22 protein-coding genes are annotated in these 18,396 nt (G+C 28.3%); 3 read left to right on the top strand and 19 right to left on the bottom strand.

What is annotated here, in order from left to right:
• Window positions 1–115: 115 nt before the first annotated feature.
• From ABXG81_RS00110 to ABXG81_RS00080, 7 genes are all read right to left on the bottom strand, one after another.
• Window positions 116–292, bottom strand: a complete 177-nt coding sequence (locus ABXG81_RS00110) for a hypothetical protein (RefSeq protein ID WP_181965144.1) — start codon at window positions 290–292, stop codon at window positions 116–118.
• A gap of 68 nt (window positions 293–360) precedes the next feature.
• Window positions 361–1,260 carry a helix-turn-helix domain-containing protein gene (locus ABXG81_RS00105; protein ID WP_117521924.1) on the bottom strand — a complete coding sequence of 300 codons (900 nt, stop codon included), beginning with the start codon at window positions 1,258–1,260 and terminating at the stop codon, window positions 361–363.
• Between the two features lie 575 nt (window positions 1,261–1,835).
• Window positions 1,836–2,507 carry an ATP-binding cassette domain-containing protein gene (locus ABXG81_RS00100; protein ID WP_353528839.1) on the bottom strand — a complete coding sequence of 224 codons (672 nt, stop codon included), beginning with the start codon at window positions 2,505–2,507 and terminating at the stop codon, window positions 1,836–1,838.
• Complete coding sequence (locus ABXG81_RS00095) at window positions 2,479–2,841, bottom strand: hypothetical protein (protein ID WP_353528838.1); 363 nt, start codon at window positions 2,839–2,841, stop codon at window positions 2,479–2,481. The genes ABXG81_RS00100 and ABXG81_RS00095 overlap by 29 nt, the downstream gene beginning before the upstream one ends.
• Before the next feature lie 236 nt (window positions 2,842–3,077).
• On the bottom strand, window positions 3,078–4,016 hold the full coding sequence (locus ABXG81_RS00090; RefSeq protein ID WP_353528837.1) for a hypothetical protein: 939 nt from the start codon (window positions 4,014–4,016) through the stop codon (window positions 3,078–3,080).
• Window positions 4,000–4,596: a hypothetical protein gene (locus tag ABXG81_RS00085; RefSeq protein WP_353528836.1), complete on the bottom strand. Its 597-nt coding sequence runs from the start codon at window positions 4,594–4,596 to the stop codon at window positions 4,000–4,002. Before ABXG81_RS00085 ends, ABXG81_RS00090 begins: the two co-directional genes overlap by 17 nt.
• Before the next feature lie 92 nt (window positions 4,597–4,688).
• Window positions 4,689–4,817 (bottom strand): DUF1343 domain-containing protein, encoded by a 129-nt coding sequence (locus ABXG81_RS00080; protein WP_147318535.1) that lies wholly within the window; start codon window positions 4,815–4,817, stop codon window positions 4,689–4,691.
• A gap of 980 nt (window positions 4,818–5,797) precedes the next feature.
• On the opposite strand from ABXG81_RS00080, the gene ABXG81_RS00075 reads away from it, so the two are divergent.
• Genes ABXG81_RS00075 through ABXG81_RS00065 form a run of 3 tightly spaced genes read left to right on the top strand, consistent with a single transcriptional unit; the run spans window position 5,798 to window position 6,542 of the window.
• Entirely contained in the window at window positions 5,798–6,199 is a 402-nt protein-coding gene (locus ABXG81_RS00075; RefSeq protein ID WP_353528835.1) for a hypothetical protein, read from the top strand.
• Window positions 6,200–6,217: 18 nt separating this feature from the next.
• The gene (locus ABXG81_RS00070) at window positions 6,218–6,352 is read left to right on the top strand and encodes a hypothetical protein (RefSeq protein WP_281063103.1); all 135 of its coding nucleotides are present in this window, start codon (window positions 6,218–6,220) and stop codon (window positions 6,350–6,352) included.
• A 13-nt stretch (window positions 6,353–6,365) separates the two neighbouring features.
• Window positions 6,366–6,542 (top strand): hypothetical protein, encoded by a 177-nt coding sequence (locus ABXG81_RS00065; protein WP_209814284.1) that lies wholly within the window; start codon window positions 6,366–6,368, stop codon window positions 6,540–6,542.
• 172 nt (window positions 6,543–6,714) lie between these two features.
• Here the strand turns inward: ABXG81_RS00065 and ABXG81_RS00060 are convergent, their stop codons facing one another.
• The 12 genes from ABXG81_RS00060 to dnaA form a co-directional block, all read right to left on the bottom strand.
• A complete protein-coding gene (locus tag ABXG81_RS00060; protein ID WP_353529257.1) occupies window positions 6,715–7,299 on the bottom strand; it encodes an MBL fold metallo-hydrolase in 585 nt (194 codons plus the stop codon).
• 95 nt (window positions 7,300–7,394) lie between these two features.
• Complete coding sequence (locus tag ABXG81_RS00055; RefSeq protein WP_117521919.1) at window positions 7,395–7,784, bottom strand: cytidine deaminase; 390 nt, start codon at window positions 7,782–7,784, stop codon at window positions 7,395–7,397.
• A 191-nt stretch (window positions 7,785–7,975) separates the two neighbouring features.
• Window positions 7,976–8,071, bottom strand: coding sequence for a hypothetical protein (locus ABXG81_RS00050; protein WP_288222942.1), 96 nt, complete (start codon window positions 8,069–8,071; stop codon window positions 7,976–7,978).
• A gap of 344 nt (window positions 8,072–8,415) precedes the next feature.
• Complete coding sequence (locus tag ABXG81_RS00045; protein ID WP_117520594.1) at window positions 8,416–9,204, bottom strand: SigB/SigF/SigG family RNA polymerase sigma factor; 789 nt, start codon at window positions 9,202–9,204, stop codon at window positions 8,416–8,418.
• A gap of 2 nt (window positions 9,205–9,206) precedes the next feature.
• On the bottom strand, window positions 9,207–9,539 hold the full coding sequence (locus tag ABXG81_RS00040) for an anti-sigma regulatory factor (RefSeq protein WP_117520592.1): 333 nt from the start codon (window positions 9,537–9,539) through the stop codon (window positions 9,207–9,209).
• Between the two features lie 3 nt (window positions 9,540–9,542).
• Entirely contained in the window at window positions 9,543–9,845 is a 303-nt protein-coding gene (locus ABXG81_RS00035) for an STAS domain-containing protein (protein WP_117520590.1), read from the bottom strand.
• Window positions 9,838–12,300, bottom strand: coding sequence for a DNA gyrase subunit A (gene gyrA / locus ABXG81_RS00030; protein ID WP_209814288.1), 2,463 nt, complete (start codon window positions 12,298–12,300; stop codon window positions 9,838–9,840). The genes ABXG81_RS00035 and gyrA overlap by 8 nt, the downstream gene beginning before the upstream one ends.
• An 8-nt stretch (window positions 12,301–12,308) precedes the next feature.
• Window positions 12,309–14,210, bottom strand: a complete 1,902-nt coding sequence (gyrB, locus tag ABXG81_RS00025) for a DNA topoisomerase (ATP-hydrolyzing) subunit B (RefSeq protein WP_353528834.1) — start codon at window positions 14,208–14,210, stop codon at window positions 12,309–12,311.
• Window positions 14,211–14,255: 45 nt separating this feature from the next.
• Window positions 14,256–15,335: a DNA replication/repair protein RecF gene (recF, locus tag ABXG81_RS00020; RefSeq protein WP_117520584.1), complete on the bottom strand. Its 1,080-nt coding sequence runs from the start codon at window positions 15,333–15,335 to the stop codon at window positions 14,256–14,258.
• A 5-nt stretch (window positions 15,336–15,340) separates the two neighbouring features.
• Complete coding sequence (locus ABXG81_RS00015) at window positions 15,341–15,547, bottom strand: RNA-binding S4 domain-containing protein (RefSeq protein ID WP_117520582.1); 207 nt, start codon at window positions 15,545–15,547, stop codon at window positions 15,341–15,343.
• Between the two features lie 11 nt (window positions 15,548–15,558).
• Window positions 15,559–16,671 (bottom strand): DNA polymerase III subunit beta, encoded by a 1,113-nt coding sequence (gene dnaN / locus ABXG81_RS00010; RefSeq protein ID WP_117520580.1) that lies wholly within the window; start codon window positions 16,669–16,671, stop codon window positions 15,559–15,561.
• 224 nt (window positions 16,672–16,895) lie between these two features.
• Window positions 16,896–18,296, bottom strand: coding sequence for a chromosomal replication initiator protein DnaA (gene dnaA / locus ABXG81_RS00005; RefSeq protein WP_209814290.1), 1,401 nt, complete (start codon window positions 18,294–18,296; stop codon window positions 16,896–16,898).
• Window positions 18,297–18,396 lie beyond the last annotated feature (100 nt).

The raw sequence follows: 18,396 nt of genomic DNA, 5'->3' as shown, positions 1-18,396 counted from the left end.
AATATCAAATTATCTATGAATATAAGTGCATATCCTAGCAAATCACTACGATATATTGTTAAAAAGAAATAAAGACACAATGGTCTTTATAATGTAAAGTTTATAAAACTTAGTTTTAATAAATAGATATAGGCTCAACTTCTGAAGTAATCCTATAAATTGATATAGGTTCAGTCTCTGGATTTCTAGAATAAGTTATCATATTATCTTTAGCTTGTAATTTTGCACTTGAAAATATAGTAAGAGTAAAAATTAATAAGGTACATAATTTTTTTATATTTTTTCTTCTCATATCTATCATCCTTTCAACTATAATTATATATTACTAACAAAAAAAAGTAACCCCACAGTTTTGTGGGGTTACTTTTCTTCTAATATTGAGGATACATTTTTTCTTATAATAAGTTTCAATTCAGGCTTAGCTAACAAGTCACATAGGACTAAAGATTTTTCTATATCTTCACTAAAAGAAGTTTCATTTAGTTTAAATTTACTAATCCCAATTAAGTAGTAAACCAATATTATTCTCCTATAATTATTAGTTTTAGAACTTATATCTATAGCTTTTTGGCAAATATTTATTGATTCTTTATAATTTTTTTGTATGTAATTGTATTTAGATAAATTATATAATATATCTATATAATTTATATCTGTAACCTCTATGTTCTCAGCTAAATAATCTAAAATAAGTTTTGAATTAGCTTCAAAATTATTATAAAAGTAATATTCTGATAATTTTATTAATATTCTTTTCTCTATATCACTATAGGAATTTTTAAATCCTTTTTCTAGAGATTTACCATTAATCTCTAAGGCTTTTAATAAACAGTTACGAAAAGTTAGATAATCTTTCTTTATATCCTTCTCATATATACCTTCATAATATAATATATATTGCATAAGTTTTTTTTCATATGATGAGGGAATAAAATCTTTTAATTTTTTAAGCTTATCAATATTGGTATGCAAATTATCTAAAGAAAGATTTTCTAAATCATTGTCTATGATCTTGATCTGTTTGTTAATCAAATTCCATGAAGAACCACTATCATCCATTAAAATAATCTCAAAATCTATACCCAAAACATCAAGAATTTCTAAAAAATTATCTACTCGTGGATTATTATGGTTGTTTTCGATTCTTCTAAGACTCTCTTCAGAAATTCCAACCATAAGAGATAAATCCTTTTGAGAAATATTTCTACTTTTCCTAATTCTTCTAATTTCACTACCTATAAAGCTATAGTCATAAGACATTTGCTCCTCCTTTACATGCTATATCTTATAGTATAGGATTTTAATCATAATTATCTTACCAACAATAAACGATTTTACAAATAATCTATAAAAGTTTTTAATTTCTTATAACGAATTGTTACATTTTTACAATAACGTAGTATTATGATAAATTTTTCAGCTATTGTATACTATTAAAAAATCATTGTTTCATGTGAAACAATAGTTAATGTTATAATCATATACATAATAATAACGATTACTTTTTAATAAGGATTTTTTACCTCTGCAGATAATGTTCTATTATATATCTAAATAACAAGTGTTTTTACTTTCATCCCGCTAAACTCACTAAATTGAACAATAAAAATCACACCAAATTTATTCTTGGTGTGATTTTATATAGCAAAACTCATTCAAATTCTTTTTTTAATATCTTGAATAATTCTCTGCTAAAATAGTTACATATTCAATGTTATTATTTAGTACAAATTTTGTTCCATTGGATTTCATTCTCTAAAATATTAGATCAAAAAATCTTAATTAAAGTCTTGTATATAAACAATTATATATTTTTTTGATTTCGAGATATTTTATTAAAATATTCCAAAATATGTCTTTTTAAGATTTTCATCTAATAATTTTATATTATTGTTTATAATAATATACATTCTATCACAGAGTTTTTCTAAATATTCATGTTGATGAGAGCTTATTAATATAGTTTTATCTTGTGACTTAAGATTTTTTATTATATTAACTACATCAATATTTGATTGAAAGTCAAGAGCGTTGAAAGGTTCATCTAAGAATATTAAATCTTGACCCTCCATTATAGCTTGACATATACCAAGCTTTTGTTTCATACCTTGGGAATAATTCTTAACTTTAGTTTTATCATCAGGATTTAATCCCACACTTATCATAGTTTCTATAACCTGATCATCCGTAATTAAGTTTTTTATATCTGCCAGCATTTTTAGATTTGTAAAACCATCATAAAATTCTATATATCCTGGCTGATTTACAAAGTAACCTATATCTTCTGGAAAGTCTAAGTTTTTACCTACTTTTTTGCCCTTAACAATTATCTTACCACTATCATAATCTTCAATACCTGCCAGCATCTTAAATAGTACACTCTTTCCTGTACCATTACTTCCTACTATGCCTACACATTCTCCTTTATTTATAGTAAATGATACATCTTCATAAAGGATTTTTGTGCCAAATTTTTTACTAATATTTTCTACTTGTATTGCCTTCATAATTATAACCTCTATTATATTTTAAAATTACTATAATTAAATATAGTAAAACTACTAATAATTTAACAAAAATCACTGAACTGATTTGTCCATCTTCTAATAAATTCACTATCCCATAATTTATTTTTAATACATCATAAGAAGCTAGGAAAAAAAGAATAAACTTACTTAGTAAGATTATAACTATAGCGAATACTTCTCCAATAAATGATGATAGGATATAAAATATTCCAAAATAGAACATAAGACTTATAGCAAATCCTACATTATATTTACTTAATATACCTAGATCGTAAATCATCCCATATGCTTCTTTAAGAAAAGTAGAACTCAAATCAGATGTCTTTCCTATGAAAAAGGTTATATAATTTATCAAAATTACTATTAATATATAGATAACAATATAAAAAAATGAATTTTTCTTACATTGTATTTAAAGTCCTCAATATTCTTAAATCTTATAAGCAACGGTTCGTTAAAATAATTCTTAAGCCTACTCTTAGATAAGCCAACTATAAATATAGGAGTAGTATTTATTATAGTTAAACTTAAGAAAGATATAAAAGATTTCTACTTAGTAGAACTACCAAACAAAGTAAGAAGACCTAGCTCTCTAATACCAAAGTCTATATTATCTACATTCTTTATATATGTAAGTATGTATAAGATTAAAACTACTAGAAGACTTATAGTTATATCTTTTCTATTTATTATTAATTCATTAAACGATCTATTAGTCTTTGCTATTGTTTTGGGCTTAACTACAGAAAAAAGTATGATTAAAATTCCAATAGCAATTACTAATATAAATTTAAACAAACCATTTACAATTAGCCCATGGTGTAGCAATATATAGTTGTTGAAAAATAAAACTGGAAGCTTCGTTTTTAAATCAGTTTTAAACCCTATATATGTAAGAATATATATGATAATAGCAGATACAATTGTATTTTTATATCCCTTATTTTGATTAATCTTGGTTAATAAGGCATATAATACAGTAAAACCAAATATAAAATATATAATAACAGCAAAATTAGCTAAAATTATATTATCAAATATATTTATATATCTATTATATAAATCGACTATTTCACTGTATCCTTCTAGCCTTATAGGACTTATAGATGTGGTATTTTTAAAATTTAAAGCGCCTATTAGCAAGAGTATAAGTATATGAGCTAAAAAATATAAGTTTAAAAAAGCTAAAAAATATCTTATCCTACTTAAGTTATAGGCAAATATATTTTTATACCTAAGCTGTTGAGTATAATTTATGTCCTTTATATCTTTTGAAATTATTACAATAAGCGAAATTATCATACAATACAAAACATAATAATGATCTGTCAAATTCAAAAGTATAAAATCCCACATGCTTATATCATATTGCTGGTATGTAGGAATATTAGATCCTGCTATAAAGCATAGTACTATGAAATTTAAAAGTAATATACGGTAATTTTCTTTTATTTTTGCTAATAAAATGTTTTTATTTATCTTTCTCATACTTTGACCTTAGTAGTCGGTAAGTTAAATATATAACTATTGCAAATATCAATATTCCAATAATTATATTTATAGGTCTCATAAGATTTTCTTCTAATCTATCTAATATTAGTGCTGTTGTAAAACTAAATTGCGGTATTCTAAGAACACCAGTTATAAAGTTTTCCAGCACACTATATATAAAAGGGGCTAGTAAAACCAAAAACAAATTTCCCACATAAATAGAAATTATTTGTCCAAATAAGCAAATAAGTGTGGCCAAAAAGGCTTTGTATATGGACCATATTATTCCAAAGATAATTGGGTTATTCATCTGTAAATTTCCTAGAAAATATCCAATATAAGATGGTTTGCTGACCTCTGATGTGATACTTGCTACATTATAAGAAAATACTATCGCCAATATATTAACCACAAATACCATTACAAAACAGCTTATTAAAGCTGATAGTATATAATAAGTTAGATACTTTCTCTTTGCAATCCTCACTCCAGCATAATCTATAAATCCATTCTTAACTATATGATATGTATAGAAAGAAAATGGAATGGTTACTAAGAGTGGTAAAAAGAAATCCAATAGAGAATTTTACAACAATACTTATACTCCAATTGACCATTTTTAGTTTTTAAAATATCCCCAAATATACTTTCTAGGGCAAATTTTAAATCTTATTTGCTAACTTCTACCGCATAACATTTTTTCTTTAAAGAAAAACCATTCTTAATTAATAAATCAATTAATTCATAATTATCAGAATTGACTCCAGTTTGAAGTGGACCATTATATTGATCAATCAATTTATCAAAATCCTAATTTTTTAATCGCTTGTATTTTGTACAGCACCTATAAGGCGCAAATATCAATACTAACTATTATGATTGCCGAGTATTTTAATCATATGCACCACTTTTCAAACTACTGCTTAATCAGTTTTTCCATTTGTTTTATTTACTGACTTTCCTGTAAAAGGGTAATAGTATTCCTTTATACTTATTCAGTCAATGTAATAATCTTATTTATAATTGATTTAGTATATATTTTTTTATTTTTTTCATTTCTTCCCACTATATATACATAATATCCCCTATACCAAAAATATCTATTTCCATATTTATATTTCAAGCTGTTGTGCCTCTAATATTATTAATGAACTTTTTACTTTTAGACACTATAATATGTGATATTATGTATTTTGACGCAATTTCTATCAAAATGTGAACATGATATACAAAGCTCTACTTCTATTATTTTTATTCTTTTTCTTGAACATGGTTCCCTAAGTATAATCCCTATGTATTTTCTTAGTTATCTATGTATTGCTTAACTTCTGTATCTTAATTAAATAACTATATAATATTTACATCTCCAGCTTGTATGTTATAAAGTATTTTTATCCATGAATAACTCCGTGTGATTATCACAACTATACTTTACAAAGGTTTTCTTGGTGCTTGAAGCTAAAGCTTAATCCCTCTACCTACATAGAAGGTGGATTTTTATTTCAATATTTTTTGTTCGATCAACTCACTTAAGTTAACAACAAAAATCATACCTCATCTAAAATCTTATATTCTATAGTAAACTAAATATAAATTATAATAATCCACATTTATGTGTATTGTAATTATATATAAAAAATATTATTATATTAAATAACAAATCATAGGAGATGAAGATATAAATTAAATAATATTATATTAGTTGGTTATTTATTAGGAGAATATTTTAAAGTAATTAAAACGTAGGAAAAGTAGTGAAGAAAAATAATAAGTTTGTTATGTTAATTTTAGCAATGGTAATGACAATTAGTTCATTTTTACCAAATCTTTCATATGCATCTGATATGTCTTTAGGGAGTAAAGAATTAAGACAAGATACTCAAGTAATAGATGTTACCGATGAAAATGGTATTACTTGGGGTGTAGAGATCACTGAAAATATATATTATAGTAATATAAAAAATAATTCAAAATTCTTAATGAATTATTCTTCAGCTCCTAAAGTTGGTGACAAACGAAAATATACGGTTAAAATTTCTAATGAAGCGATGGGATTACCTTCTGGTGTTGCTAGTACTATAGGTCTAGCATCTGGAACTAAAGCCGTTAAGATTGCAGCAGATGCTATAGCAAAAAAATTAGGATCTAAATTTTTACCTGGACTTAATATTATATCTTGAATGTTAGGAACAGGAGCTTTGATTAATGGATTAACTGGAAAATCTGGTATAACTTTAGCTATTGATTTAGAGTATAAGAAAGTATATTCCTATTATACAGGTAATTATGAAGAAGGATGGTATCCAGTTAATTTATCGGTTGGCCGATATTAAGGGAGATTTAAAAATGGATAGAAGTAATAACACATACTTAACTGTATTACAGTTAGTAGCTGTAATTTTGGCAGCAATTTTATTTTTTAAAAATATAAGTAACTCAGTTTATGATGGTATGACTATAATATCAGGAGTTATAATGTTTACAGGTATTATTAATATAGTTAAGAATATTATAAAAAAATAAAAATGCTATATATTACTTGTAAAAAGATTTTTAACGAGTAGATTTTACGTAATGAACTTATCTTCAAAAGTTAGATCTAAAATCAAACTTAAGGAAGTCAGTTTTTATTCTGACTTTTGGGGTTAGTACAGCTATGGTTTTATTTTAGTTTTGCTAGGCTTTTTAAAGCAACTTATAAGATAGATCTTAAATAATTAAGTAAATCATTTTTTTCTAAGGGGGACGTATGTCCTAAAATGCAAGTGTTACAATCTATTCTCTCTATAGTTTTTATTAATGAATTTAATTTATCTATATCCATATAATTGTTATTAAAGAAATCTTCACTTGTAGAATCTCCTAAAAATAAGATTTTTTCTTCAGGGATATAAATTAAAACTGTATCTTCAGAATGAGGCGCTTTGGTATGGAAAATTTTTGCTTTAATACCTCCAAGATTAATTACAAGTTTCTTATCGAATTCAATATCTGATAAAGTGACAATAATATCCTCATTATTTGCATATTCTCTAGCAAGATAAATATTTTCTTTTTTTATATTATCTAAATAAGAAGAATCTCTAAGTTTATTCTTTTCTTCTTTTAAAAATTCATTGGTTTTTTTATGAGCAATGGATAATCCATTTATATTGTGCATACCAAAAGTATGATCCCAATGCCAATGGGTAATAATTGTCACTTCTGGTTTTTTTAAATTTTCTGCTTCTAAAGATTTGTAGAATTTATTAACATGGTCAGCAGAATTTCCTGCGTCTATGGCAAGAGAAAACTTCTAACCTTTTACATAAGCTAATAGGGGCCTGTCAGTCTGAGTTTCATGAGGTAGATAAAATATTCTATCACTAAATTTCACTAATTCCATTTGTAATCCCAACTTTCTGGTAATAAGTCTTTAAGTAGTACCTCTTCTAGTTCTGGAAGCACTATTATAGTTTCTATATTTTTATTATCTATTTGCGAAATAAATTCTCTGCATCTTCCACATGGAGGTAAAATGCTTCCATCTTCATACACGGCAATTATTTTATTAATTACAGTCTCATTATTTTTTATCATTTCAGCAATAGCTGATTGTTCTGCACAAAGACCAATTGAACATGGTAAATCAATGCAAATACCTGTAAATATATTTCCTTCTTTACTTTCTAGGGCACATGCAACATGACCTGCAGTTCCAAACTGCTTTAAATCAATATGATTTATATGATTATATGCAATTTTATACAATTCTTTATTAGTCATTATTTTTCCTTTTTTAATTATAATTATTAATATATAAATATATTGATCTTTACTTCAATCATTAAATATCTAGTTTTACTATACAATTATAAAAATAATTATGTAAAATTAGATCAAAATTTATAAATGGTTATTAATTTTTAAAAAATTAGACCTCAATTGAAGTCTAATTTTTTTATTTATTCTATTAGTTAAAACATACCCAATTTATCTTGGTATGCATCTACCATGATGTTTTTAACTTGGGTATATTCATCTAGAGCAAGTTTATCTGTTTCACGATCGATTCCTGATTCTTTGTAGCCACCGAATGATGATCCTGCTAGAAATTAGTTGTAGGTATTTAACTATACTATTCCAACCCTCATTTCATAATCCTATAGATACCATTTGAATTGAAACAATTGAATAATAATATAACAAGATATAAATAGTATTTCATGTGAAATACTTTTTATAAAAAATTTATGTAATTAAAAAATCTATTAAAAATAGATAAATCGTTCTAAAATTATTAAAATACCCTATTAGAAAGTTTAGTCTATATGAGAATCGAAATACTAGATCTCAAGCTTTCTAATAGGGTGTCCAATGATATAACAATAGATAACTATTGATTTGTAATAGTTCCTTAAACTTCCTCCATTTTTTCTAGTTCTAGTGTGAACTTTTGGAGTATCTTCTTTTCTATTCTACTTACTGTCATTTGAGATATATCTAAGGTACTAGCTATATCTATTTGTGTACGTCCCTCGTAATACCTTAGTTCAAGTATTTCTTTTTCTAGATCATTTAGCCTCGCTGTTGACTTTTCTATAAGATCTGATAGTTCTACTGAATCGAAGTTCCTATCTTCTTCTCCTATCATCTCTGCAAGGTCTATGGAATTTTCTCCTTTTTGAACTTGATATTTCATATCTAAGCTTTGTGGAGAATATACTTTGCTTGCTTCCATAGTTTCTAGAATAGTTTCTTCATCTTCCCCAAGATAGTCTGCTATATCTTTTACTGTTGGAGTTCTTTGAAGCTCCTGGGGGAGAGTTTTTTTGGCAGAGTTTATCTTTTTATATAAGTTTTGAATCCTTCTTGGTACTCTTATTACCCAACCCTTATCTCTAAAATATCTTTTGAGTTCTCCCATTATAGTTGGAGTAGCAAATGAAGAGAATTCGTAACCTTTGGTCGGATCATATCTGTCGATAGCATAGATTAGGCCAAGGCTTGCTACTTGATAAAGATCATCTTTTTCTATGCCCTTTCCAACGTATTTATTTGATAAAATATCAACTATATACATATGCTCTTCTATAAGCTCATCACGAAGATCCTTATCACGGGTTTGATAAAACTCTTCAAACTTTCTTTTGATCTCTTCTTTATGCTCTTGTTCAGTTTTATCTTTGTCTTTCTTATCTGTCATAACTATGCCTTTTGTGTGATTTCGATAGCATCCTCACTTATATTAACTTCATCTGCTAATTCTTTAAGGATTAGATCACGCATTTTTAGTGCTCGTTCATCTAGGGATTTATCTTTACCTATAACTTTTATAGATAGACTTTCATCTTCTGGTAAAAATTCAACTGTTATAGCCTCATCACTGAGCTTATAATTTATAGCTTCGCTTACTACTACTCTTAAATCCTCTACCTTTTCTATATTAAATCCTAAATCACTAGCTAATGAAGCTGTAAATAGTCTGATTGACTTTATATATATTTTATTTGGTGGAATTTTAATACTTATATTTTCCATTCTTTACTCCATATCAAAAAGAGCAGTAAGATCTGTTATTTTGAATAATTTTTTGATGTTTTCTTTAGCATTTATGATTTTTATACTCTTACCATTTGCATCTAACATTTTGTATATATTCATAAACATACCAAGACCTGTGGAATCCAAATATTCTAGGTCGGAAAGATCTAATACTATATCTTTATTTACATCTATTTGCTCATCAATGAATGACTTAAAGTCATCTTCAGAGTATACATCTAAATCGCCTATTAATTTAATAGTTTGAGTATTACCATTTGTTTCTAATTTTTTATCAAACATTTTCTTCCTCTGCTTCTACTTCAATAGTACCATCATACTTTGCAACAGAAACTATCTTATCTGTTTCATCCTTAAGATTTTTAAGTGTCACACCCATGGTATTTCTACCTGTTGTTGATATATCTTTTGCTTTAATCCTAATCATATCACCATTTAGGGATACCATCAAGACATCATCATCTAGATCTACCGGAAGAGTATCTACTACACAGCCTGTTTTTTCTGTGACCTTATGACATCTGATTCCTTTACCACCTCTGTTTTGGTTGTTGAAATTGTTAAAGGAAGTCTTTTTACCAAAGCCATTTTCTGTCACTACTAGTAAGTAAGTTTCATCTCCTCTGATATTCATTGCTACTACTTCATCGTTATCGCTAAGTTTTATAGCACGAACACCACGAGCTTGACGACCCATACTTCTTACATCCTCTGTATTAAATTGGATAGTCATACCATCTTTAGTTGATATTATTAGTTCTTCTTCTTTTTCAATATGACGTGCTGAAATTAGTTTGTCATCTTCTTCTAGACCTATAGCTATTATTCCATTTCTTTGTATAGATGTGAAATTAATTGCATCAGTTTTCTTTATTTTACCATTTTTTGTTTGTAAAACTATCTGATCATCTTCATTTAGTTCTGATAGACTCATAATTTCTGTTATCTTTTCTCCAGTATTTAGGCTTAGAATGTTTATAATAGCTTGACCACGGCTTGTGCGACTCCCTTCTGGGATTTGATATCCCTTTAAGGAATAAACTCTACCAAATGACGTAAAGAATAGTAAATCTTCATGAGTATTTGTTGTCATTATGCGTTTAATAAAGTCATCTTCTTTAGTATTTGCCGCAGATATACCTTTACCACCTCTATTTTGTACTTTGTAGGTATCTACTGGAAGTCTTTTAATATATCCATCATTTGTAAGAGTAATTAGTATATCTTCTTTTTCGATTAGTTCTTCTATATCAATCTCACCCTCGTCAGCTACTATTTTAGTACGACGTTTATCTCCGTATTTTTCTTTGATTTCATTAAGCTCATCTTCTATAAGTTCGATTAATTTCTCCTCAGAATCTAGAATAGATCTTAAATAAGAAATTGTTTCTTCAAGCTCTTTATTTTCAGCATTAAGCTTTTCAATTTCGAGTCCTGATAGACGTTTTAATCTCATATCTAAGATAGCTTGAGATTGGAGATCTGTAAGTCCAAATCTCTCTAAGAAAATCCCTTTAATTTGCTCATCATCATAAGAAGATCTGATAATTTTGATAATTTCATCTATATTATCTATAGCAATTATCAATCCTTCCACTATATGCTTGCGGGCATTTGCACGTGCCAAGTCAAATTCTGTTCTTCTAGTTACTACATCTTTTTGATGATCAATATAATATTTTATTAGTTCTTTAAGATTTAATATCTTTGGAACACCATCTACTAAAGCTAGATTTATTATTCCAAATGTTGTTTCTAATTGAGTATATTTGTATAAGTTATTTAAAACTATATTAGCATTTGCATCACGTTTAATTTCAATAACTATACGCATACCTTTTCTATCTGATTCATCACGTATATCAGATATGCCGTCTATTCTCTTATCTTTTACAAGATCTGCAATTTTTTCTATAAGTCTTGCCTTATTAACTTGATAAGGAATCTCTGAAACTATTATGCGTTCACGATTTTTCTTAAATGGCTCAATCTCTGCAATACCACGTAGCTTAACCTTGCCACGTCCAGTTTCATAGGCTTCTTTAATACCTGATTTTCCTAAAATCTTTGCACCTGTTGGAAAATCTGGACCTTTTATGATTTTATTTAATTCTTGGATGTTAATCTCAGGATTTTTCATATAGGCAATTGATGCATCTATGGCTTCATTTAGATTATGCGGTGCCATATTTGTTGCCATACCTACAGCTATACCATTAGAACCATTTACAAGTAAATTTGGAAATCTGGACGGTAGAACTATTGGTTCTTTTTCTTCTTCATCGAAGTTTGGCATAAAATCTACTGTATCTTTGTTGATATCGCGTAGCATTTCTTTGGCAATTTTACTCATCTTAACTTCTGTATAACGCATAGCGGCTGGGTCATCCCCGTCTATAGAACCAAAGTTACCTTGACCTTGGGCTAAAGGATATCTAGTTGAGAAATCTTGAGCAAGTCTTACAAGAGCATCATATATGGCAGAGTCACCATGAGGATGATATTTACCCATTACTTCTCCGACTACTCTTGCTGATTTACGGGTTGGCTTGCTTGGATCTAGTCCTAAGCCATCCATTCCATAAAGAATCCTTCTATGTACGGGTTTTAACCCATCCCTAACATCGGGTAAAGCACGAGATACTATTACGGACATGGAATAGTCTAGATAAGCATCTTTCATTTTATCTTCTAGATCTACATTTATAATATTATTATCATTATTAATTTCTATCATCTTGCCTCCTATACGTCAATATTGCTTGCGTATTTGGCGTTTTCTTCTATGAATTCACGTCTTGGTTCTACTTTTTCTCCCATAAGTAGACTAAAGATATTATCTGTAGTAGTTGATTCAGAATCTGCTAATACTCTTAGAAGTACTCTATTATCTGGATTCATAGTAGTTTCCCAAAGTTGCTCAGCGTTCATTTCACCAAGTCCCTTATAACGGTTTATTTTATAATTAGCACCATCAAGATCTTTTAGGACCCTATCACGTTCTTGATCTGAGTATACATAGCGTTCGGTTTTGCCATGACTAATTTTATATAAGGGCGGTTGAGCTACGTAAATATGTCCATCGTCTACTAATTCTCTCATGTATCTATAAAAGAATGTAAGCAATAGTGTTCTAATATGAGCACCATCGACATCGGCATCTGTCATGATTATAATTTTTCCATAACGGAGTTTTGATATATCAAAATCTTTACCTATACCTGTACCAAATGCTGTAATCATAGCCTTAATTTCTTCCGAATTTAAGATACGATCAAGTTTTGCTTTTTCTACATTAAGGATTTTTCCTCTTAGAGGAAGGATAGCTTGAATTTTATTATCACGTCCTCCCTTTGCAGAACCACCAGCTGAGTTACCTTCGACTATAAATATTTCATTTTCATTTATATCTGTTGATTGACAATCGGCAAGTTTTCCTGGAAGTGTTGCAGAATCTAGAATTGATCTTTTACGAGTTAAATCACGAGCCTTGCGAGCTGCTTCACGAGCTCTTCTAGATGATAAGGCTTTATCTAAGATTACTGCTGCTACTTTTGGATTTTCTTCTAAGAATGCTTCAAGTTTTGATGAAAAAAATGAATCTACTGCTCCACGCACTTCTGAATTACCAAGTTTTGCCTTAGTTTGTCCTTCAAATTGTGGCTCAGATATCTTTACAGATACTATAGCAGTCATCCCTTCACGAACATCTTCACCTTGTAGATTATCTTCATTTTCTTTTATAAAATTATATTTTCTAGCATAATCATTTACTCCACGAGTTAAGGCTGATCTAAATCCTGATAGGTGAGTCCCTCCTTCTGGAGTTAATATATTATTTGCAAAAGTTAAGATATTTTCGCTATAAGAATCTGTATATTGGAAAGCTATTTCTATTTCTGTATCCTCTTGACTACCTACAAAATGTGGGATAGTAGTCATTATTGAATTTTTGTTACGGTTTAAGTATTCTACAAATTCCCTAACTCCACCATCATATTTAAAGGTATCTATAGATTCATCTCTTTTATCTTCTAATATAATTTGAACACCAGAATTTAAAAATGCCATTTCACGGAATCTGCGTTCCAAAGTTTTTTTATCAAATACAGTTGTTTCAAATATTTCAGAATCTGGTTTAAAAGTTATTGTTGTACCAGTCTCATTAGTTTCGCCTAGAATTTCAAGATCACTTGTAGCTACACCACGCTCAAAAGTCATCCTATGAAGGTGACCATCTCTTTTTACTTCAGCTATAAGATACTCCGATAAAGCGTTTACTACAGAAACACCTACACCGTGAAGCCCTCCTGAAAATTGGTAGGCAGATGAATCAAATTTACCCCCTGCATGTAAGACTGTAAGAACTGTTTCTAAGGTAGATTTGTGAGTTTGTGGGTGTTCTTTAACAGGAATACCTGATCCATCATCTTCTACTGTTATTATGTTATCTTCTGATACAGTTACTTTTATGTAATCACAACGACCAGCTAGTGCCTCATCTACAGAGTTATCTACAACCTCATATACTAGGTGATGTAAGCCCTTTTCGCTAGTTGAGCCTATATACATACCAGGTCTAAGTCTAACAGGTTCAAGCCCTTCTAAGACCCTGATATTACCGGCATCATAATTGTTTTCTGTCATAATTTTCCTTTCTAAAATCAAGATTAGCTATTAATTTAATCTTTATTAATTATCAAAAATTATTCCATTTTTTATATATCTAATGCTTGATTTATCTACCATATCCAAACTCTTGGTATTGGTAGCTGTAATAATTGTCTGATAGCCTCCTAAGTTTTCTAAAAGAAACCTCGATCTTTTTTCATCTAATTCTGAAAAAACATCATCAAATAAAATGACAGATGTTTCACCTGTCACTTCTTTTATCAATTTAACTTGGGCTAATTTTATATTTAATATTGCTGACCTCTGTTGGCCTTGAGATCCAAAGTTTTTTATTAGCTTATCATTTATTAATATATCAACATCATCCTTATGGATTCCTTTTTGAGTTGTCATATATCTTAAATCATCGCTTCTTTTTTTAAAAAAATTTTGATAATAGTCTTCTATACTTGCTGCATTTATATCTGGATTATAAGTAAGCTTAAGATTTTCTTTTCCTTCTGATAAATTAAGATGATAGTCCCTTGCAAAATCATTTAAAAGATTTATAAATTTTTTGCGTCTTTTATAAATTTTATAGCCGTATTTTACTATAGATTTATCAAAAGCATCCAATTGTTCTTTAAAGTAAGGACTATTTTGATTTTTTAAAAGCTTATTGCGTTCAAAAACAAGCTTATCGTATTCTTTTTTTGTTTTCTTATAGGAAAAATCTATGCTTACTATTATATCATCTATAAGATCACGTCTTAAATTAGGACCTTCCTTTATAATTAACAAGTCTTCAGGGGTAAATAATACCACAGAAAATAAAGCCTTTAAATCCTTGTTTCTCTCATATTTTACTCCATTTACAGAAATTTTCTTACCATAAGCATCTACTTCTATTACTACATCCTTAAAATACATGCCTTTTCTAATAAGACCAGATAATTTCATAGATGACTTATTAAAGCTTATTATGTCCTTATCTCTATTTTTCTTAAAGCTTGTCGCATTGGCCAAATAATAAAGTGATTCTAGCAGATTAGTCTTACCTTGGGCATTATCTCCAATAAAGATGTTAATCCCATCACTAAAGCTAAGTTCACTATTGGAATAATTTCTAAAAGATTTTAAATTTATCTTATCTATCCACATTATAATTATATAATAGTTATACTTATATCATCAAAAATTACTGTATCACCCTTATAAAGTTTTTTACCTGGAATAAAACACTCTTCTCCATTAAGAATGACTCCCTCATCTTTTATAATAGCCTTAGCAAGACCTCCTGAAGGAATTATTTGAGTGACTTTAAGTAAATCTTTTAAGGTGATCATTTCAGTTTCAAATTCTAAATTTTCCATAAATCTCTCTCTTAATTTGCAAGTCTTACCGGAAGTACTAGATAAGTAAAATCTTCATCTTCGTATTTACTATCTACTGGATATATTAGACAAGGATTTAATGAAGATTTAAAACTTAATTTTATTTTTTCACTATCAAATGCACGAACACCTTCTTGCATATATCTTGCATTAAATGCTATATCTAAATCTTCTCCTTCTTGTTCTGTTTCTACTACTTCTTTTACATCTCCTACTTCTGAATTAGATTTTATAACCATATGATCTTCTGATATTTCTATTCTTATAAGATTTGCCCTACCTGGATCTGATAATACTTGAGCACGATCAAGAGCACGAACGAGAGCATCTCTATTAAGTATTACTGTAGTATCAGATATATCATTTATTATATTTCTATAATCTATGAAATTTTTATCTATTACTCTGCAATACATAGTAGTAGCATCACTTTTAAATACTATGTCATTTTCATTTTTATAAATATAAGAAGTATTGTCATCAGAAATAATTCTAGACCATTCTATAAGAGATCTTTTTGGAATTATAAATTCACTATTTTCATAATCACTAATATAGTCTATGCTGTTTTGCTTAAGAGCTACTCTATATCCATCAAGAGCTACCATATTAAGCTTGTTTTCTTTTAGTTCAAATAAAATACCTGTAAGAGCAAGCTTTGTTTCATCCATACTTGTAGCAAACTCTGTTTGTAAGATAGATCTTTTAAGCTTATCATTTCCTATCTCTAATGGTTTTGTTTCTGGTAAATCCAAGTCTTGTTTCTCAAAGTATTCAAAAGCTATAAGATTAAAGTTAGAATTTTGACTTCTTATATTTATTTTGCCTTCTTTTGTTTCAATTTTTACTGTATCGTTTGGTAATTTTCTTATTATATTAGTAAATAGACTTGCTTTTACTGCCATTTCACCTTCTTCTTTAATTATAGCTGATATAGATGTCTTTATTGTAATTTCTCCATCAAAAGCAGTCAGTGAAAGTCTATCTTCTTTAGCTTCAAAGTATATTAATTCATGTATTTGTATATTGGTATTTTTACTTACTGCTTTATTAGCTATGTTAATAGCATTCATTAATTCATTTTGTTTTACTTCAAATTTCATGTTATCTCCTCATATAACTATATATATTTAGTAGTATTAGTAGTAGGTGTTATTAATATGTGGATAAGTGATCAAAGTAGCTTTATTAAGCCAATATTTTTACAAAATTAATTCTTAATAAGTCTAGGATAAGTTATATAGTTTTCCACATATTAAATTCATCATTAAGATACAATATTAAATGCTATTTTATCCACATATTAATCCCCTAAGTTATGCACATTTTACTCCATAATCGACTTCTTTATATTTTCTATTTCGTCATTGAAATTTTCATCAATTAGCATCTCATCTTTAACTTTATCTATACCATGCATAACTGTTGTATGGTCTCTGCTAAAGGCATTTGATATAGTTACTAGACTATCATCTAGTATGTCTCGAGCAAGATACATAGCTATATGCCTTGGTTTTACTATTTCTTTTTTACGAGATTTACCTTTTAAATCTGATAATTTCACAGAATACTTATCAGCTACTATTTGTTGAATATCATCTATACTTACATGTTTTTGCTTATTTAGTGATCTAGTATTTACTCCTTTTTTGGCATCATCCATGCTTATAGTATTTCTATTATCTCCTTTAGCATAGGCTATGGCAGTAGATAAGGCTCCTTCTAGATCTCTTATATTTGTATCTATATTTTCTGCTATGTAAGTTAATATTTCACTATCAATATAAGCTCCTAGTTCATCTGATTTTTTTTGAAGTATTGCTACTCTTGTTTCAAAATCTGGCTTACCTATATCTACTGTGATACCCCAGGAAAATCTTGAAAGTAATCTATCTTCTAAATCCTTGATTTCTAGGGGTGGTCTATCTGATGATAGGACAATTTGCTTATCTGCGTAGTATAAGTCGTTGAAAGTATGAAATAATTCTGTTTGTGTCCCTTCTTTGTTTGATAAAAATTGTATGTCATCTATTAATAAAATATCAGCTGACCTATATTTATCTCGAAATTCTTGATTTAGATTTTGATTTTTATTCTTGCTAGTTGGCTGAATGCTTGCAATTAGTTCATTTGTAAATCTTTCACTTGATATATACATGACATATAAATCATCACGTTCTTCAAGAATTTTATGGGCTATTGCTTGCATTAAGTGGGTTTTACCAAGTCCAGATTCTCCATATATAAATAGAGGATTATATACCTTGGTAGGGTCATTATTTATAATATTTTGAGTTACAGCACTTGCTATGGCATGAGCATATTGATTTGATTTACCTTGTACAAAATTTTCAAATGTATAATTGCGATCTAGTAAAGGTTTTGGAAACTTAGACACCTGCTTCAGTCTCATTTGTCCATCTTCTTCATAATTATTGCCTAGAGTTAATATTTTACTGTAGGAATCTGAATCTTTAGCTATAATTACTACCTTTATATTATAGTCATAGTCTCTTGTAATCTTATCTAGATTTTCTTGTAATGCTGGAGTCCATATTTTTTCATAGACAAACATCATCTCAGACTTAGGAATCTCTAAATAAAGGGTATTTTCATAGAGATTTAAAGGCTTTAATATATCTATCCAAGTATAATATTGTTGGCTATCAGCAATATTCATTTTCATTTCATTTTTTAATTCATCTGTAATGTATTCTAAACTAATCATTACTACACCTTTCTTCACAAAATCTATCCACAGGCTATAATAGGCTTTTCGATAGGATTTAGTTAAGATTTTCAAACTTATCCACTATTGTGGATTAAAT

This window comes from Anaerococcus nagyae (genome assembly GCF_040364225.1).
In the GTDB taxonomy this organism is placed as follows: Bacteria; Bacillota; Clostridia; order Tissierellales; family Peptoniphilaceae; genus Anaerococcus; species Anaerococcus nagyae.
The sequence above is the reverse complement of the archived record's forward strand: the minus strand, read 5'-3'. Positions and strand labels throughout refer to the sequence as shown.